This is a genomic window from Methylomonas sp. Uni0009, from assembly GCF_054188105.3.
In genome coordinates this window covers 2893156-2911749 of sequence record NZ_JBTAFN010000001.1, presented here as the reverse complement: position 1 = coordinate 2911749, position 18594 = coordinate 2893156, and the positions used below count along the sequence as shown (strand labels likewise).

Sequence of the window (18594 nt, the reverse complement as noted above, 5' to 3'; positions counted from 1 at the left end):
AGCTGAATGTTGGTTGACCACGGGGCTTATGCTACGCAAAGCCGATAACCAACAAAAACGATATAATTAGAATTAAATATCTTATATTGAGATATAAAAATCCAAATACAGACCTAACCAACGCATGGCTAGGCTTGCCGTAAACAAAGGCTTTCAGGGAAATTTCGGAACATCAGCGAGTAAGGAGTTCGCTAGTTTTGGTGCGATACCAGACCGTAAAATAGCGGGAAGCCGAAGCTTCCCGCTGTTAACCAAGGTCAAACCGCAACTATCTTACGCCGCCCTACCGCCGCCAATCCGGCCAGCGCACTGCCGAATAACCAAACGGCGCCGGGAACCGGCACTTGCGAGACGGTGATGGTATTGCCAGCCAGAGAAAAATTCAGGGTATCGGAGCTCAAGGTGAGCCGATAGTCGCCATGATCGCGGGCGGGAAGCCCGGTCGGTAAGGTCAAGTTATCGTTAGTATTGATACCCGCGACGGCTTCACTGGTCGATAAGGTGTAATCGGCCACCAGATACAAATAATTGCCGGCCTGCAAGGTTACGTTAAATGCCGGATCGCGCAAGAAAAGCGAACCGTCCGCCGAACCGTCGGTGTTAGTCAAAATCGGCTGATTGCTGCTATCGGGGCAGTGATTGCCGTCGGAATCGTCGCAACGCGCCAACATATCGCCGGCATCCAGCAAGCCGTCATCGCGGTAGATATAAGTATCCGGATCCAGAAATGTAATTTCACCGTCGTTGTTCAGGTCTACTTCCTGGTAACCGGCGGTGGATGTTTGCTTTTGCGTAGCCTCATAAGCCAACACATCAACTTTGAATGTACCTCCACTCAGCATATTGATTTTCCAAGTGTCGTAAGTAGTACCGCCGCTTACTTTATAAATGGTGCCTGACACTTGCAGTGTATTTGCTTGGGCCTCGGCAAAGAGCGCACACCCCGCCAATCCGGCGACACCGATTGATTTTATTAGTTTATTCACGATTACAACCTTTATGTTGATTGAAGTTAAAGCGCGTAGGGATCTTGATTTTAGGAGCCTCTAAAAATTCGCCGTTCCCTCGTCTTTGAAAGCAGGTAGGCCGCGGCGTACTTAGTTTGCTAAGTCGCCTATAGAAACGAGTATGAATTATCGGAAGTCCTTCATCGTGTTAGCCGTTTCCACGCCTATGGCTAAGCACGGCGATCCCTATACAATATTCAGACCACAAAACATTTTTGTTTAAATACAGAAAGATACGTAGATGACCAGTATTAATGCGCGGTGAATTTTCCGTGAAATAACTTACGCACAAAGTTATTTGCCACAATTTATGCCCTTTGGGTATCTGCATAGGCATGACGGATTTTTTGGTTTAACTGAAGCCGCTTATTAACCCGGCCCTCAAATATCGTCGCTCCGGCCAACGCGGGAATAGCGGAACCCGGTATTTTAAGGGTCTACTGAATAAGCTGAAGAGAGGGTGCGCAGCCGCTGATGAAAACTGCTTGGGCAGAGGTTCCTTCAATCAGAAAACTTCGGTATTTCTCCGTTTCCCGCGCACCAGCCAGCCAAACCCGCCGAGTACGGAAAGAAACAGGGAAAACGCCCCCGGCAAAGGCACCGGTGCCGATTGCAGCGGGCTCATATACCAGGCCAACGCATAATCCCAACTGAACGGACTGGCTTCGCCGGATTTGACCCGCAATTCGTAGTCATGACCGGTGACCAATCTAAGCCACAGGTTCTCGCTGTTGTCGGCGCTGCTCGCCGAGAAAGCGGCGATGTTTTGCGCCGTGGCGTCGAATAACTCCAGATTCAGATCGTATAAAGTGGTTGTTAGATTCAGATCGTTCGATACCCCAAGGTTCCAAACCAAAGACGCCTGCAAATTCAAAGCCGTCGCGGCGGCGAATTTGTATGTCGCCAAACTATTACTAGCCAAGCCGCCGAACGCCGTATCGACATCAAATCCAGCCAAGCCGATGCCGTTTGCAGCACCGCCATCTTCCAGGCTATCTTGTTCGCCACCGGCGATGATTTGGTAACTATGCAAAATATTCAGTTGGCCGGCACCGAATCTATCGTCCAGGCCGTTCAGTGTTTGATGCCCGCTGCGGCGATAGTCGACGATGTTGTCCGTGGTTGCAGTATTCTGCGTCGCTCTGTCGGCACCCGCCAGCAACGCAGCTTTAACGGTTTCGGCGCGTTCAGCGTTGTAAACGGTTCCCACGCCCTCAATATTAATCGATCCCTGCGATAAATTAGCCCCACCCTTGTGGCCGGTCTCAACTAATAACGCGGCAGCAGCGGCTACTATGGGTGTGGCTCCGCTAGTGGTGGTTTGCGGCGCCACTAAATCGGGGCGCGTCCGCCCCGATATATATAACGAGTCGACCGCATCGGATCCTCTATCCTGCCTACCGTCCGTGCGCCCTACCGCAATTGCATTGTAAGTGCTGCCCAACAGCGGCGAGTCGCTGAGGCTATTGTGCATACCAACCACTTGGATGAATTGGTTGCGCTGCACCTGTCGATCAACCAAACGCAAAATCATCGCCGTTTCCGGAACGGTGTCGCCTTTGCCGACCCAGCTATGGTTGGCAATCCGACTGGCGTTGAAGGGAGCCAAGGCCGTTGGACTAATCAGACTATCGATCCAGGCGTTGGCATCATAACTGGCAATGTTGCCGATGCCGTTGGCAATGGAATCCTTACCGTAAAATCTGGCACCGACGCTGTCAGCATGTCCCGATGGTGCGGTACTGGCTTTTTTTCCCGGAAAACTGAACGTCTTACCGGCGAATTGGGTGTTACGAATATTCGGCGCATAGATGGGGTAATCCGAGTGATCCCGCGATTCGACTAATGACGCTTCGGCGTGAACCACATTGACACCAGCGCCGGTCGGCGTGTTTGCACCTAATTGCGTGAGCAAGGCTTGATAGCCGATGTCGGCTTTGTAATCAGCGGCGGCAGCGGATGTGAAAAACAACATCGGAAACAGATAAAACCCAGGCTTTTTAGTCATTGTTATCACCCTTTTAATCGCTTGAACTGCGGTCAACGCTATCCGGTCGTTCCGAAAATTACCGCGCAGCAAGCGGGATAAAACTGGCCGTCCGACTCGTGGCGATACCGGAATGAGGCGCCACACTGAGCGCATCTAACGTCCCAGCACTGGATATGCCGGTCAATCGCAACTATAGACCAGATACCAAGTCTTGCCGGATGCGCGTTGTTCGTTGATTTTGGTGATTACAGCATTCCGCAAGGGAAGGCTCTGAATGCCCGGTGTAGATTATTCCTAACCTTGGAAATTGCGGCGGCCGCATGAAGAATGGGACTCCCGCCTGCGCGGGAGCGACGATGTTTGACGGCCGAATTAATTAGCGATTAATGAATGCGAATCAGATAGCCGTCGGTTTTTTCACAACCGGGTTTGCTGTGGGCGGTAATACTCAAGCGCGCAAATCCACCTTCTATAGGTCTATCCACTTTGCCCTTTATCTCCAAGCGGCCGCTAGGTTGTTGGGTGATTTGCAGTTGCTTTGAGGTGAAATGGTATTTGGTTTCGCCGGCACTCACGTTAACCACCACCGATGTCGGTGTGGTGTTCGCGGAAGCCATCAACGAAAACTCGCTGAACGATTGCAAATATTTATTGGTTGCCGGCTGAAACTCCGAAAACACCGGTTTATCGCAGTGCTGAGAACTCTGGCTGCTGCCGTAGGCATGTGCCGCAGTGCCGCTCAAACTCAACAAAGTGGCGGCGGCAATTTTTAATAGCGTGATCATTATTTTCTCCGAGGCGTGGTTATAAGAATAGTTATGCCCTTAGCTTACCAATAAAACCGCACATTGCAGGTGTTCAATTCAATCAAGCAAACGCCAGCGCGCCCTTTACGGCTGGCACGCTTATGCATACTCAATTATAAACCCGGCCCTATTTCACACGGGTACACCGTTCGGACTGAGCGCTTCGAAGCCTTATGCCGCGCGTCCTTCGACACACTCAATCCGAACAATATTTAAGATCCGGGGCAATAAAAAGTGTGACGAAAAGCACACATATAGTTCTTATGAAAACAAATTAAGTTCTAATCAGAACCATAGTCTGATAGACTTTACCCACACTATCAATTGAAACGAAGCTCTCGAAACATAAGTTCGTTTTGATCCTGAAGTGCCGAGGCGCAAGCCGCTATCGATTTTTTTTCTGGTTTACCGAGGCTAACATCATGATGTCATGCAAAAAATTCATAACTTTCTCTATCGCAATCCCCCTTATCAGCGCGCTGAGTTTTCCGGTCTCCGCGGCGACTTTTAGCCACGAAGAAGTAAGAGCCGCTCTGGAAAGCACCATTTCCAAAGTCAAAGCGTCCATCTCCGCAGTAGAAAACGGGGCGGACAAGGAAACGGTAGCCGAACTGGTCAGCCATGCCAAGCAACAGCAAAAAGACATCGAGAACAACGATCTCGAAGTCAAACGCCAGCATGCCGGTAAACGCCTGAATACCGCATGGAAAGCAGCCCGCGGCGGCGATTTGCAATTGGCCGGCGAATCCTTGAAAGACGCTTTAAGTCGCTACGAGGAAATGCACACTCTTTATATTTCCAGCCATTAAGCCGCGTAAAACCGCCGGTTGAGCCACGCCTCAAAGGGCCGAGCGGCGCACAAAATCGGGGCGTTTTGTGTACAAATTGGACACAGGCTAGAGCATTGTAGGGCTCAAGCTGTATGTAAAGACTGCCATTTACGACCCGCATTGCGGATAACGCCGGCGCATTTGATGCGCGTGCGTCGGCCTTGGACCTATGGACCAAGCGTTTTCTTACCTCCGAAAAGACAAACGTGACAGTTAACTTGTTCGCCAGCTGGCGAAGCGGTGATGCGGGTCTTTTTTATATCGAATTAATGGCGCAAAAGTTGCTGATTTTTTTATGTCGAACCAGGGTTCTCTATTCTCGCCTGGTTCGATGCGGCAAACGTCCGTGCTCCAACCCAAGTCTTGCCGAAGCGTATCACTTGAACCTTGCATCCTAAACAGGAGATCGCAATCATGAAAAAGCTCTTCATCGCTCTATCCATAACCGTTGGCATTGCTATCGTGATGTTCGCGGTATTCAATCCCAGGCTGTCTTCCTACAATTCGCAAAACGACATTTCCTATTCCGATTTCATTAAGGATGTGCGCAGCAAATCCGTTGCCGAAGTAGTGATCGACGGCAGATCCATCGACGGCCGCCGCCATAACGGCACCCGCTTTGCCACTTACAACCCTGGTGATGCGCGGATCATAGACGATCTTTTGGAATATGACGTCAAGATCAAAGTCGAGCGGCCTGAGACGCAATCCACCCTGACGCAACTGTTATTCTCTTGGGCCCCCACTTTGCTGCTGATCGGGGTATTGATCTATTTCATGCGTAAGCAGCAACAGGGTGCCGGCGCGCAAAACGGCTTTGGTAAAAGTCGGGCCAAATTGATGACTGAAGATCAAGTTAAGATACGATTCAATGATGTGGCCGGCGCCGAGGAAGCCAAACAGGACGTGGCTGAAATGGTCGATTTCCTGAAAGATCCGGGCAAATACGAAGCTTTGGGGGGCAAAATTCCGCGCGGCGTGTTGATGGTGGGCCCTCCCGGTACCGGTAAAACCCTACTGGCTCGAGCGATTGCCGGCGAGGCTGGCGTACCGTTCTTTTCCATCTCGGGTTCCGACTTCGTGGAAATGTTCGTCGGTGTCGGCGCCTCCCGGGTAAGAGATATGTTTGAGCAAGCTAAAAAGCGCGCGCCCTGCATTATCTTTATCGATGAAATCGACGCCGTCGGTCGCCAGCGCAGTAGCGGCGGTAATATCGGCGGCGGCGAAGAACGCGAACAAACTCTTAACCAGTTATTAGTGGAAATGGACGGCTTCAGCGGCAACGAAGGGATTATCGTCATCGCCGCGACCAACCGGGTCGATGTGCTGGACAAAGCTTTGCTGAGGCCGGGCCGTTTTGATCGCCAAGTGCAAATCGGCTTGCCCGACATCAAAGGCCGCGAACAAATTCTCAAAGTCCACGCCACCCGCGTTCCCTTGGCGGACGATGTGAATATCACCGACCTGGCGCGCGGCACACCGGGTTTTTCTGGCGCCGAACTGGCCAATCTGATTAACGAAGGCGCCTTGTTCGCTGCCCGTAACAACCAACGGGAAGTGACGATGCACAACCTGGACAGCGCCCGCGACAAAGCCATCATGGGTGCCGAGAAACGCACCATGATCATGAGTCGCGAGGATTTGCTGATGACGGCCTACCATGAAGCCGGCCACGCCATCGTCGGCCGTTTGATGCCTGAGCACGACCCGGTTTACAAAGTCAGTATCATGCCGCGCGGCGGCGCGCTGGGCATTACCATGTTTCTGCCGGAACACGACCAATACAGTGCCTGCAAAGATAAACTGGAGGGCCAAATTTCCAGCCTGTTCGGCGGTCGGATTGCCGAGGCCTTAATTTACGGCAAAAACAAAGTCACCACCGGCGCCTCAAACGACATTCAGCGTGCTACTCAATTGGCCCGGAATATGGTGACCAAGTGGGGCTTATCTGATCGCCTGGGTCCCATGGATTGCGGCGACAACGACAGCGGATTTATGGGTTCAACCAAACCGATGTCCGAGCAAATGGCCCGCCTGATCGATCATGAAATCAGACAAACCCTGGCGAATAACTACAGACGCGCCGAAGCCATCCTGAAAACGCATATGGATATTCTGCACAATATGGCGCAAGCCTTGCTGGATTGGGAGACGCTGGACAAATATCAGATCGACGAGCTGATGCAGGGCCGCAAGATCGCACCACCCAAGGCAGCCCAGCCGGCAAAACGGCACTGCGACAACGGCAAATCGCCCAGACCGACCACTGAAACGGTAGCTCCTATCGGCAAAATACCGGCTTTGTCGTGATCTCAAGACCTGACAGCCCCTTCGCACAGCAAATTTCGGCAGATCCTCTCTCTCCCCGCCGGCCGGGGTTGGGCGAGGGATCAAAAAACCGAAATTTGACGTGCGACGACTTTATAAAACTTAACTGCATCAATGAACTGTTTCTCGCCGGCCCCAAATAAATGATAGAGTCGGGTTTAAACAATACAGCAATGACCAGAGGATTTTTTCCAAATTAGAGTGATTCGACAACCCAATAAACGCTTGAAAAAATTCGTTTCCAATTCGGCACTATCGGCTTACTTAGCGCCAAGCTATCGCAGCGCGGCGACTGCAACATTGACAGTGTTGACAGCCTGCAGCGTGCCGACGCCGCTACCGCATGCAGAAAACACTCCGCCAGTCCCCGCCCAGTCGGCTGTGTCTTGGCGCGCTTATCAAGCCCAAAACCGGCCGCCAGCACCTGATACATCCAGTCCCAGCGCTGTGGACGCCGGAATCGATATCCAACAAACCTACGATTTACCGGCCTTGGTGGATTTGGCTTTACGCACCCATCCGGAAACCCGGATTAGCTGGGAGGAAGCAAAAGCCGCTGCCGCGCGCCTGGAAAGAAATCGCAGTACCTGGTATCCAACGCTAACGGCAATGGCATTCGGCCAACATTTTACCAGCAGCTTTCCCATCCCCGGCAGCGCGCTGGTCAGCAACGGTTACGCGGCGTTCGCCAGTTTGGATTTGGCATGGACCTTATTCGATTTCGGGCGCCGGGAGGCACTGGTCGATGCCGGTACGGAGCGTCTGACCGCGGCTAATTTTGCCTTCGACCGTAAACACCAGGAAATTGCCTATCGGGTGGCCAGCAGTTTTTTTGCCTATCAGGCCGCCTTGGCCAAGGTGACGGCGGCGCAGCAAACGTTCGAGTCGGCCAAGACCAACGCCGACTCGGTGCAAGCTAAACTCAAACAAGGCCTAGCCACCAAGCCCGACTTGTTGCTGGCCTTGCAAGAGCAGGCAAAATCCAGTTATGACTTGCAAGATGCGCGTGGCTCGGTGACTCAGGCACGCGCCGATTTGACCAATAATTTGGGTATTTCGCCGGCATATAGCCTGCATCTGGTTGACCTGAGCCAGCTGCCCTTACCCGCCGAACTGGCGCAATCGGTGGAAAAAATCGTCGATCAGGCCTTGGAACAACGACCCGATTTGCTGGCGCGCCTCGCCGAATTGCGCGCCCGCGAAGCGGAGGTTAAAAAAGCCAGAGCGGAATTCTGGCCGAAAATATCGCTACGCGGCATGGTCGGCAATCAATACTGGGGTGACGTGCAGACCAAACCGAGCGGCGGAGAGAATTATTCCGCCAACGCCATGGTCGATACGGCCATGTTGAATGTGGAATGGACATTGTTCGACGGTTTTGAACGCAGCAATGCGGTGCGGGAAGCCGAGGCCAAAAGGTCGGCATCCCAAGCCCAGTTGGAGGCCTTGCGTCTGGAAATCATGCGCGACATCTGGAAAGCTTACGCCGACACCAAAACCGCGCTGGAAAAACGCGAGTTTGCCTTGGCGCTGTTGAAAGCCGCCGAAGAGTCCTACGCCGCCACCCAGGAATCCTATACACACGGCTTTTCGACGGTAATCGAACTGTTATCGGCGCAAAAAGATCTGGCGCGGGCCCGCTTTACCGAAATCGACAGTCGTGCGGGCTTATTGCGGTCCGCCGCGACACTGGTTTATGTGTCAGGCAAGCAAAACCAGGACGTGTCAAATGAGCCTTAAACGGCCGTCTTTCATGACCACACAGCCAGTAACCCCAAACCCATGCGCCGGGATGGTCTTGAGCATGAATGAGCTTACGGTTATCATCGAATCCTAATTAGAACAATTATTTTCACATTATGTCCTCCGACTCTACCTTTCCAACCGTTTTGCGCCAGTTACTCCGCACCCACCAGGCCTTTTTGTCTTATGCGGCCCGCCACGTTCACCGGCTCGAATTAACCTTGCCGCAATACGATGTCATCATCACGCTAGGCAAAACCGCCGGCATGCAGCCCAAGAAACTTGGCGAAGAAACCTTGATTACCAAAGGCACGCTCACCGGCGTAGTCAGCCGTTTGGAGGACAAGGGCCTAGTGGAAAGGTTGGCCTCAAAAAAAGACGGCCGCAGCCAGATCATCCGCCTGACCGATGCGGGCCGCGCCGTATACGAACAAACTTTTCCCGAGCATTTGGCCCATATCGGCCGCCTATTCGACGATTATGCGCCCGAGGACATCGAAAGACTGGAGGCGGATTTACAGCGGCTGCATGAAGCGGTCATCGCCGCTCGCGGCAATCATATCGAACAAGTCGATGATGAATTCTAACGAGTACCGAAATCTTTATACGTTTGAAGTGAAGCGCACAATGATCTCCGGGCCATTACTTAAGTGGGCCTCTAAAAATAAAAACACCTCCTTCTCCTCACGTAAGAAGGTTGGGATGAGGGAATTAAAATCAATTACTTACCCCCCTAGCCCTCTCCCTAAGGGCGAGGGAATGTTTAGAGGTTCCCTTAAAACGTTTTTCCCGGCGAGTCTCCCGATTTTCCTGACCGCGTGCGATCCGCTGCTCAGCGTGCAAGGTTCGTTCTGGCCAGCCTGGATCATCTGCATCCTCGGCGGGCTGGCGGCCAGCATGCTGCTGATGTGGCAATTGGTACACTATCGCCTGGCACCGCATTTGGGGCCACCGCTGCTGATCGCCCCCAGCCTGTGGGCTTTGTGCACCTTTAGCATCTGGCTGGTGTTTTATGCAGCATGAAAACGGCGGTGCCTGATGGAAAACAGTCAAAACGATAGTCAAGGGTTAAGCCTGAAAAATCGGATGTTGCTGGGTCGCCTCATTGGCATAGCCATCGTGCTGGGTGCGGTGGCGACCGGCTCGCTGGTTTGGCATATCAACTATCAAAATCCGCGCACCAACGATGCGATGGTGCGGGCCAACATCGTCGGCATCGCGCCGGAAGTCAGCGGCCGCATCGTGGAACTGCATGTACAAGACAATCAGTACGTCAAACAAGGCGACTTGCTGTATGTGATTAACCCGCAGCCTTATCAGGCCAGATTGGACAAAGCCAAGGCCGAATTGCTGCTGGCGGAAAAAGACGTGGATTCCCGGCGCGCCTCCAGCGGTTCCGCGGAAATGGCTATCGAACGCCTGGAACACCAGCGCGCTGCCGCCAGTGCCGAAGTGAAAAAAATCGAGGCGGAAGACGAATATCTGCATAACTATCTGGAACGGCTGGAACCGTTGGCGGATAAGCAATACGTCACCGCCGACCAGCTCAAACAGGCGCGCTCGCGTTATGCGGCTTCGCGCGCCGAACTGGCGGATGCGAAAGCTAAAGAACTGTCGGCTCGCAGTGCCATCGAGGAAGCCAAGAGCGATAGCCGGCGAGCGGTATCGTTAGTCGCCCAGGTCGGCGACGTCAATGCCCGTATCGAAGCCGCCAGAGCCCTGGTCACCGCCGCCGAGCTCGATCTGGAATACTGTTACGTGCGAGCGCCTTTCAATGCCTACGTCACCAATTTGAATACCCGCGAAGGCGAATACGCCAAGGCCGGTACGCAAATGTTCGCTTTGGTCGATGACCGCCAGTGGTATGTGATCGCCGACTTCAAGGAAACTTATTTGCAGTCGATCAAACCCGGCCAGGAAGCCGAGGTGTTTCTGGTTGCTTATCCGGGCAAGCGCTTTCGCGGCGTGGTGACCGGGATCGGCTGGGCCAATTCGCCCGACAATATCAAACAGCATGGCGTGTTGCCGGAGATAGATCGCACGCTGAACTGGGTCATTCTGGCTTCGCGTTTTCCGGTAAGAATCGAGATTAAACAGCATGACCCCGCGCATCCGCTCCGTATGGGCATGACCGCGTTTGTGACGGTACGGAAAGTCACTGCCGACGCAACCGGTACAGCTCTGCCGCCGTCATGACCCGAGGCGACAGCCGGACTGGTTCAAGCACACAGTCAAAACCCAACCGGCTTTGGTTTGGCACCAGCCTGGGGCAATTCCTAACCGCCGAACTCAAAGATACACCGGCACGGCGCGTCGCCGCCCTGCGTTTATTCGTCGTCACCCTGACAATCGCACTCGTCAGCCAAACCTTGCATATCCCACCGCTGGGGGCAATTTCCATCTTGATTTGCCTAAGCTACGACGCTTACGCCAACGCCGGCCAATCCCTGGCATTTGGTATACGCCAGCTCGGTTACCTGATAGTCACGACCTTGGTATCGGTATTGACCCTGATGCTGGCCGGCAACGACCCTTGGTTATTGTTGCCGCTGTCGTTCGTCATCTTGGCCTTGTCGCTGTTCCACGCCCGGCTGATCGCTTGGCCCACGGGCATCGCGTTATGGTATTCGGTGGCGGTGCTGTACAGCCCCAGCACGCCCGATGAAAATATTTACCATGCCTTATGGAACATCCCGATCATCGGCGTATTGGCGCTGGGAACCTGGACGGTCGTGCACCTGACCATCAAACCGCAAGACCCGCTGAAACTGTTAAAAGCCGAGATTGCCACGCAGTTGGCAGCGGTGGAATACATCCTCAGCGTCCGTCTGGCCGATGCCGGCGCGTATAGCCCCAGACCTGATGCCTCTATGCATGCCGCTGCCGGCAGCCTCGGCAAACTGCTGGGTTTGTTAGCCAACGCCGAATTGATCCATCCCGGTTTGCACGAACGCCACCAGATTTACCGGGCACTGCTGTTGGAAATTGACGGTCTGCGGCAGTTGGCGGATTGGCTGAATCAAGTGTTGGCCGCGGAATATCGAGCCCAGCCGCTGACGCCGGAAAAATTAAATGTTTATCGGGCCTTACAAACCGCCTGCGCCCATTTGCGACAAGGCCTGGCGGAATCACGCGATGTATCCGCAGACGTCACGGGCTTGTTAAACGAGGAAGTGTTGCAAGCTTATGCCCGAGAATCGAATCCTTCGCTATTAACCGCCTTGTGGCGGGCCTTGCAACGCATTGCCGGTTTGATGCAGGCTTTACATCAACCTTTGGATGCTGCGGACAGTAAGGACATCGACCAGGAATCCGACGATAAGCCTGAACATGGCTGGCTGCCGGCCTGGTTGGGTTACGAGTTTTGGGCCAGCCATGCCGACAGCGTGCAATTTGGTATCAAATTCTCACTGGGCGCGATCCTGTGCATGCTGATCGTGGAAAGCCTGGACTGGCCCGACATCAACACCGCGATTCCCACCTGTCTGGTCGCGGCGCAAACCAGTCTCGGCGCCGACTACCGGCTCTCGCTGTTGCGGGTGACGGGCGCTGCTGTCGGCGGCATTTGCGCTTATTTTTACGTATTGGTCTTTCAATCTCAGCTCGATACCGTGGTCGGCTTTGCTTTCGCCACAGCGCCGTTCTGGGCCTTGGCGGCCTGGATTACCGCCGGCAGCGAACGCATCGCCTACCTGGGCCGGCAGCTGGGGTTTTCGTTTGCGTTGTTTGTGCTGCACGATTTCGGTCAAGTCACCGATCTGTATCTGCCGCGCGACCGGGTCATCGGCATTTTGCTCGGACTGATCGTGATGGGCGTTATCGATTACGCGCTATGGCCGCGGCGCTCGACAGTGCTGGCGCGCCATCACAGCATTGCGGCGTTACGCACCCTTGCCAATTTCACCAGCCGCCTACCCGATGTCAGCCAGCTTTTTACTTACACCTTACCCTTACGGCTATCGGCGGAAAAACAGCTGGCCGCCGCGCAAGACTTATTGGCGCACGCGGTATTGGAACCGGATGCGCGCTTAGCCGAAAAAGTGCATGAACGAGCGGCGCTGCGGACTATTGTCAGGGACGCCGGCCATTTATCCGGTTTGTTACAAGTCCGCAAACGCTACCGTTTACTCAGCGGCCAGCGCTTCAGTCATTTTCCCGACGAATTGCAACAACTCAGCCGGGCCTTCGATGCCGCGCTGACAACCGCCCTGGAATATGCCGCCAGCCTCCTGCAAGGCGAACCAGTCGGCAAACCCGTCGAGCTTGCCGAGCACCAAGCACGTCTAAAGCAAAGTTATACCGAACATCATGGTATCGACAATCTGGCAGACGATTTGGCGGTGGAATGGCAGCTACGCTTTATGCTGGACGAGCAAATTGTGGCGCTGATAGCTCGCATCGAAACAGCAGTGCTGGCCGCCAACTCATATACGCAAAAGTCCGCGCCGTACCTTGATTTTCAATAAGACTACCCTACGAATCCACTATAGCCACTGGTCTCCCGCCCTGGCTGGAGCGACGATAAGTAAGCCGCAGCGATATACGCCAAGTTGCTCAAAATATGTTCATCTGAAAATCCAGACTCCGTTCCGCTAGCCAGACCAAAGCCACGGTGACGATGGAAGCGGAACCGGTTTTCATGACCAGCAGCGGATAATAGCGATAGCGGCTAAAGCCCACTATCAACGGCAAAACCGCGCCGACAATCGCCAACTGCCCTGCTTCCACGCCCAAATTAAAACCCAATAGCGGTAACAACCGCTGCGTATCCGGCAAACCCATATCTAGCAACACGCTGGCGATGCCCATGCCGTGGATCAAGCCGAAAGCAAAGGCAAACCAGGTACGGCGTTTTACCAACAGCGGATAAATATTATTCAGCGCCGCCAACGCCACCGACGCGGCAATCATCGATTCCACCCAGCGGGACGGCAGGGTAATGTAGTGCAACACGGTCAGACTCAGGGTCAGAGAATGCGCCAACGTAAAAGCGGTGACCACGCCCAGCACGTCGAAAAATACCGGTCTAAAGCCTGGTTTTGGCTGCCAAGCTCCCTGCTCCCACGCCAAAGCTGCCGGCAGCAACAGACTTAACAAAAATAGAATATGGTCAAAGCCGATCCAGATATGCCATAGCCCGGCGTAGCCGAATCGCGCCACGGTCCGCCACCCGGCATAATTTGCGTCCCGCACAAATTCGCTACGTTGCTGGTCAGGACTAAAGATCGCAGTGTCGGTTTTAGCGGCATGCTTGACGCTTATCAGCCCGCGATGCTGTGGGTCGAGATCGAAAAGCAAGCGATAGTCTATGGACAACGGCGCGGACGCAGACGGACAAATCGTCTGGAAATCTAATACGGCATAATGGCCATCGCTGTGTTCGTCCACTCGTAAATCTCCTGCATGCAGCGAACAGACTTGCTTAGCCGTCGTCATTTGCAAACGACTCAGCGCATAGGCATACACAACATCCCGACTATTTCGCAACTCGGCCCAGGTAATATTACCGTCGTCGTTGGCATCCAAACCCAAGGCATAATCCAGGTCGCGCAAGGCAATATCCCATTGCCCGGAGATTTGCTGCCCGTCAACCTGCACCGTCATGTAACTATCGCTGGCCTTATGGGCAAAAGCGCTAAAACTTGCTGTCAGCAGCAAGACCATGATCAAACCGGCCCAAATCATCACGTTCGAGCTTAATCTTTCAAAGCTTGGCGGGGCCGAACCTTCGACAAGCCTGCCTTGAGTGCAGCCTGGAGATTCAGGGCAAAAAGTATCTAAGAGGGCGATGAATTTCGCTGGCCCGTTCATATTCTGCCCCCGCCAATTTGCGCGAGCAGCGTTTGCAATCGGGCATCTTGCAATTTGGACTCGGTTAAAAAAGCCAGCAGCGGCTGCGGATTTTTGCCGGCCGCCAGCGCTGCTTCCAAGAAAATGCGCGCATCCCGCGGCTCGCGCTGCGCGTCCCAATTTTTTTGCGCCAGCGCCAGCGCCGATTCAGGCTGATTAAGCACATGCAATAAAAAGCGCGCCTCATCGCCTTGATGACTGCTATCGCCGCGCATGCGGCTGGCGGCAAAGCGAGCAGTCAGCGCATCTATATGCACAGCGGCAGTCGGCAGCCGCAGTGCTATTTCGGCTAAAGTCAGGCGCAGTAATAAGCCATCGGCGCGCGTATCGTTGGCTAATAATTCCACCACGTCTTGGAAACGATTCCGGTCCAATAAATAATCGGCATAGGTAGCCAACAGATAACCATTGCGGCGCGGTATTTGTAGCGCCTGCCGGTAATAACGGTCGGCCGCATCGGTATTGCCCATGCGCTCGGCCATTTCCGCCAGCGTGGTCAAGGCCCATTGTTGATCTGCCGGTGCGGGACTGTGCGCAGTGCTTACTGCGCGCGCCAACTGGCGATAAGCAGCGTCGAGCTGGCCGGAAACACTCAGAATGGAATTCAGGCAAACCTGGCTAATCAGCGGCTCAGCTAATTTCAGCAAAGGTATGCAACTGTTCAGCGCTTCGGCGTGTTGGCCTTGCACTTCCAAAATGGCCGCCCGCGTCAACCAGGCTTGTGCCAAATGCGGCTGACGCGCCAAAGCCCGATGCAAATAGTCCAGGGCCGCCGGAAATTCGTGGCGATTTTGAAACAAGGTCGCTCGCAACGTCAGCACTTCGGCTGTCGGCGGCGCTACCGCCAGCCAAGGCGTCAATGCGGCTTCCGCATAACCGAAATAGCGCGGATCCGATTCAGCGCGGCCCAGTTCTATATAGCGCCGGACTAAAGCTAAAGCCGGTTCCAAGTCATGGGGCTGAGCCGCGACTTGTTTGCGCAAGTCACGAATTTCCAGCCAACTGTTGCCCCTGGCCGGCAAGACTTCGACGATTTCGTCATCGGTTTTGGGTAAATAAGCTTGTGCCCCGGCGTCACTGAACACAGCAACAGACATTACCAAACCTAATGTAAGCCAGTGTTTCATCGGCTCCTCCTTTGGATGTTTACCAGACAGGGGGCGAGCACAGCCGCCCCCTGACCTCTGCTAATTATTTGGACAACTACCCACAGCTAAGGAAACAGCATCGAAACAACCGGATTCGCCAGGATCGACATGACGGCTTTGCCGACCACTATTGGCAAAGGCCACGTACGGAAATACTTCCTGATAGCTTCTGTCGTTGGTGTTAACGCCATCGGCGACCCGGTTATTCGGGAAGCTGTTGAATGCCGGATTCAACACCCCAACCACCGCTTGCGCGGCAATATCGGTCACATCATCGGACACCCGCCGCCCGTTCGGAAAGCCGGCGCTATCGCCCGCCAGAAATGCCATGCGTTTGCGGGCGCTGACAGGCGCGGGGCCGATGCCGGTGTTCAAGCGCAGCAAATCCGCCACTGGTCCACGTTGGGCTGAAGAACAGCCGGGGCAAATGGGCGCCGCATAAAACACCAAGGGGCCCAGATCAAAACTAGGATTGGCCGGATTTACCCTGGGCGGCGCCGGAATCGGCACCGCACCGCCGTATGCGGCGTTGACGACTCTGGCCAATAACGGATCCAACACATAACCGGCAAAACTAGCGTCGTCCTTGGGTTCGCTCATACTGAACCGGTCTTTGTCGCCGGTACCGATTAACACCTCATTGACCAAGGGATTACCCATGCGCTGAATCTGCACATAGGCATTGGCGAGTTTAGGCTTGCCGCCTGGTCTGTCTGCATACGCTTTGGTGCGCGGCCGCGAAGTGATGGCATAAGTGCCGATCACCGCCAAGGCCTCGCCGGCGCTATGTTGCTTGCCGTCTTGGGTGAGCATGGCGATAGGCAATTCGATAGCGATGGAATTAACGTTGTAACCGGCCACATCGTCCGACGCGAAGTTTTGGTTTTCCGCATCATTTTGGTTCTCGGCAAACACGCCCGGCACACCGGCGCCGGACGCGCCGGACCGGAAATTAAAGGTATCGAAAGTCGCGCCCAAATCGATGTAAAACGGATCGTCGACGGTACCGGCAAACACGCTAACCCCGCCGCCTAAATCGTAAATCCCTTGGCTGGCCAGATTTTGGTAGTTGGGCATGGTGCGCGGTCCGACGTTGGAGGGCACGGCATAGAGCTTTTGCTGATTGGTTAGATCGATGACTTGGCGATTGGCGCCCTTGCCCTTGATCAGCGTCACCGTATAACTCTGCCGCAAACCCAATCCTTCCGAGCCAGGGCCATCCAATGCGGTAATCGCCGGCGGCACGATCAAGCTGCCTGGCGCGACCGGAGCCGGCGAATTGGCCGGGGCGACAATGCCGGTGCCGGCACCGACAAAACCGGTAAACACGCTGGGCAAGCGGGTTTCGGTTTTAAACCTGAACTGCAAGGTAATGTCTTCATCTGCGTCGAAATTGTTATCCACCTTCATTTCATACAGAACTTCCGGATCGAACGGAAAATAATTCGGGCCGTTGCTGGGCTCCAGCAAGGGATCGACATTCAATATCATCGTTACCTTGCTGGGATCGTTATAGCTAACGAAAGCGTACCAATCGGTGATGTCGGCCTTGGTATCCAATGCGGTTAACGGTGCTTCGCGGTGATTGGCCGCATCAACGGGCGGTAGGCCGCCCATCAACAATAAAGCGCTGGCGAACATGGTCAGCGGCCAACGGCTGTAGTGGTGTAAGTCTTTCATAGTCTAATTCCTCATTAATTAAAGCCGCAGCTTCAAGCAGCTGCGTTAGGGAATACGCGGGAAATCGGCAAACGGATGCGGGTAAATAGAATTTATGCCAAGCGGACTGGGCTTGCCGCGTCGGCTCGCGCCGTGGATCTAGCCTTGCCCAGCCGGCCTCCAAGCAAAAACAAGCCTGACAAGCTCAGCAGCATCAGGGTGGGCGGTTCCGGCACACTGGCGATCTGAGCATTGGCGACATTCATAATGTGTAATTCCCAAGCTGCCGTGCGATTTGGTTCCACCGGATCACCATGGCTATCGGTTAACGAACCTTCGCAAAACCGGCCATTGGAACAACCGAAGGCCGCGGTAAATTGCGGATCGGCGTCCCGTAAAAACCCATCGACCAACGCGGTGCTGACCGAAAAGTTGTCGTATTGCGTCAAGGTCGCCAGGTAATTCCCGGCGACCAGATTGATGGCTAAATAACTGTCGAATTCGCCGTAATTGAAATTAACCCCGTTCGACAATTGGTTACCACCCAAGCCGCCGTCATCCTGCTCGGCCAGTTGGTTGCCTAAGCCGTCCCACAGCGTCAAAATCGGATCGAAACCGCCGCCCAGCCAGGACGAGGTAAACAAGGTTACCGTGCCCGGTGAACCGAGTGAAAAGGCAAAGCTCAACTTATCGTTATCGTTGGCAAAGTTGCCGTTAAAATCAAAGTCAGCGGCCTCAACCGCCGTGGCTGCTGCCAGGCAGGCGCCCAACAACGCAACCGGAAATAGCTTTTTCATCGTGGTTTCCTCTCAGTCTGTGGTTAGAAATGGCAAGCCGGCGACGGATTCCAGATGCGGATGGCGATACTCGGCATTCGCGCCGGCTTGCGATGACTGATACGCGGCAAACTCGGCAGTGGATGCAAAACAGGTAAAAAATATTGGTGGCAGTGTTTGTACAACGGGCTTGGTTCGTACTTGGCACATCAGCATCTTTCGATAGCGAACCACACGAGTCTTAACCTCTTGCAAAATCGGCCGCTTGACTGTTTGCCATAGGCAAACCGCTGTTTTATAGTGAGCCACCCCCACTCTCTGCGCCCCTTAGATGCGGCCACCAAATCTCGGCAAACCAAGAAAAGTCCCTATGCCTTATGTCGCTTGATTCACACTTTAAGCGTTATCCCCCACACCGCCGTGCATCCAAACCAACCGATGCAGCGTATAGCTTTTT

General features: G+C 54.2%; 15 protein-coding genes. 7 read left to right on the top strand and 8 right to left on the bottom strand.

What is annotated here, in order from left to right; genetic code table 11:
• Positions 1-257 precede the first annotated feature (257 nt).
• The 3 genes from ACWAU0_RS13670 to ACWAU0_RS13660 form a co-directional block, all read right to left on the bottom strand.
• Positions 258-986 (bottom strand): VPLPA-CTERM sorting domain-containing protein, encoded by a 729-nt coding sequence (locus ACWAU0_RS13670; RefSeq protein ID WP_458136997.1) that lies wholly within the window; start codon positions 984-986, stop codon positions 258-260.
• 526 nt (positions 987-1512) lie between these two features.
• On the bottom strand, positions 1513-3015 hold the full coding sequence (locus ACWAU0_RS13665) for a hypothetical protein (RefSeq protein WP_458136996.1): 1503 nt from the start codon (positions 3013-3015) through the stop codon (positions 1513-1515).
• 365 nt (positions 3016-3380) lie between these two features.
• On the bottom strand, positions 3381-3782 hold the full coding sequence (locus ACWAU0_RS13660; RefSeq protein ID WP_026603983.1) for a hypothetical protein: 402 nt from the start codon (positions 3780-3782) through the stop codon (positions 3381-3383).
• 443 nt (positions 3783-4225) lie between these two features.
• Between ACWAU0_RS13660 and ACWAU0_RS13655 the strand changes: the two genes are divergently transcribed.
• From ACWAU0_RS13655 to ACWAU0_RS13625, 7 genes are all read left to right on the top strand, one after another.
• Entirely contained in the window at positions 4226-4612 is a 387-nt protein-coding gene (locus ACWAU0_RS13655) for a hypothetical protein (RefSeq protein ID WP_458136995.1), read from the top strand.
• A gap of 435 nt (positions 4613-5047) precedes the next feature.
• Positions 5048-6943, top strand: coding sequence for an ATP-dependent zinc metalloprotease FtsH (ftsH, locus tag ACWAU0_RS13650; RefSeq protein ID WP_458136994.1), 1896 nt, complete (start codon positions 5048-5050; stop codon positions 6941-6943).
• 243 nt (positions 6944-7186) lie between these two features.
• Complete coding sequence (locus ACWAU0_RS13645; RefSeq protein ID WP_240348017.1) at positions 7187-8701, top strand: TolC family protein; 1515 nt, start codon at positions 7187-7189, stop codon at positions 8699-8701.
• 119 nt (positions 8702-8820) lie between these two features.
• Positions 8821-9291 carry a MarR family winged helix-turn-helix transcriptional regulator gene (locus ACWAU0_RS13640; protein ID WP_205450832.1) on the top strand — a complete coding sequence of 157 codons (471 nt, stop codon included), beginning with the start codon at positions 8821-8823 and terminating at the stop codon, positions 9289-9291.
• Positions 9278-9727: a YtcA family lipoprotein gene (locus ACWAU0_RS13635; protein ID WP_240348019.1), complete on the top strand. Its 450-nt coding sequence runs from the start codon at positions 9278-9280 to the stop codon at positions 9725-9727. Before ACWAU0_RS13640 ends, ACWAU0_RS13635 begins: the two co-directional genes overlap by 14 nt.
• Positions 9728-9742: 15 nt before the next feature.
• Positions 9743-10900, top strand: a complete 1158-nt coding sequence (locus ACWAU0_RS13630; RefSeq protein ID WP_458136993.1) for an HlyD family secretion protein — start codon at positions 9743-9745, stop codon at positions 10898-10900.
• A complete protein-coding gene (locus ACWAU0_RS13625) occupies positions 10897-13170 on the top strand; it encodes an FUSC family protein (protein WP_205450840.1) in 2274 nt (757 codons plus the stop codon). The genes ACWAU0_RS13630 and ACWAU0_RS13625 overlap by 4 nt, the downstream gene beginning before the upstream one ends.
• 88 nt (positions 13171-13258) lie before the next feature.
• On the opposite strand, the gene ACWAU0_RS13620 is transcribed toward ACWAU0_RS13625, so the two are convergent.
• From ACWAU0_RS13620 to ACWAU0_RS13600, 5 genes are all read right to left on the bottom strand, one after another.
• Positions 13259-14389 (bottom strand): HupE/UreJ family protein, encoded by a 1131-nt coding sequence (locus ACWAU0_RS13620; RefSeq protein ID WP_458139230.1) that lies wholly within the window; start codon positions 14387-14389, stop codon positions 13259-13261.
• Between the two features lie 122 nt (positions 14390-14511).
• A complete protein-coding gene (locus ACWAU0_RS13615; RefSeq protein WP_458136992.1) occupies positions 14512-15681 on the bottom strand; it encodes a tetratricopeptide repeat protein in 1170 nt (389 codons plus the stop codon).
• Between the two features lie 60 nt (positions 15682-15741).
• Entirely contained in the window at positions 15742-17382 is a 1641-nt protein-coding gene (locus ACWAU0_RS13610; RefSeq protein WP_458136991.1) for a DUF4331 domain-containing protein, read from the bottom strand.
• Between the two features lie 92 nt (positions 17383-17474).
• Positions 17475-18158: a DVUA0089 family protein gene (locus ACWAU0_RS13605; protein WP_458136990.1), complete on the bottom strand. Its 684-nt coding sequence runs from the start codon at positions 18156-18158 to the stop codon at positions 17475-17477.
• Positions 18159-18170: 12 nt separating this feature from the next.
• The gene (locus ACWAU0_RS13600) at positions 18171-18446 is read right to left on the bottom strand and encodes a hypothetical protein (protein WP_458136989.1); all 276 of its coding nucleotides are present in this window, start codon (positions 18444-18446) and stop codon (positions 18171-18173) included.
• Between the last annotated feature and the right edge of the window lie 148 nt (positions 18447-18594).

Coding starts and splice junctions, on each gene's coding strand:
- ACWAU0_RS13665 (WP_458136996.1), bottom strand. CDS start 3,015: ATGACTAAAAAGCCTGGGTTTTATCTGTTTCCGATGTTGTTTTTCACA.
- ACWAU0_RS13660 (WP_026603983.1), bottom strand. CDS start 3,782: ATGATCACGCTATTAAAAATTGCCGCCGCCACTTTGTTGAGTTTGAGC.
- ACWAU0_RS13655 (WP_458136995.1), top strand. CDS start 4,226: ATGATGTCATGCAAAAAATTCATAACTTTCTCTATCGCAATCCCCCTT.
- ftsH (WP_458136994.1), top strand. CDS start 5,048: ATGAAAAAGCTCTTCATCGCTCTATCCATAACCGTTGGCATTGCTATC.
- ACWAU0_RS13640 (WP_205450832.1), top strand. CDS start 8,821: ATGTCCTCCGACTCTACCTTTCCAACCGTTTTGCGCCAGTTACTCCGC.
- ACWAU0_RS13635 (WP_240348019.1), top strand. CDS start 9,278: ATGATGAATTCTAACGAGTACCGAAATCTTTATACGTTTGAAGTGAAG.
- ACWAU0_RS13630 (WP_458136993.1), top strand. CDS start 9,743: ATGGAAAACAGTCAAAACGATAGTCAAGGGTTAAGCCTGAAAAATCGG.
- ACWAU0_RS13625 (WP_205450840.1), top strand. CDS start 10,897: ATGACCCGAGGCGACAGCCGGACTGGTTCAAGCACACAGTCAAAACCC.
- ACWAU0_RS13620 (WP_458139230.1), bottom strand. CDS start 14,389: ATGATTTGGGCCGGTTTGATCATGGTCTTGCTGCTGACAGCAAGTTTT.
- ACWAU0_RS13615 (WP_458136992.1), bottom strand. CDS start 15,681: ATGAAACACTGGCTTACATTAGGTTTGGTAATGTCTGTTGCTGTGTTC.
- ACWAU0_RS13610 (WP_458136991.1), bottom strand. CDS start 17,382: ATGAAAGACTTACACCACTACAGCCGTTGGCCGCTGACCATGTTCGCC.
- ACWAU0_RS13605 (WP_458136990.1), bottom strand. CDS start 18,158: ATGAAAAAGCTATTTCCGGTTGCGTTGTTGGGCGCCTGCCTGGCAGCA.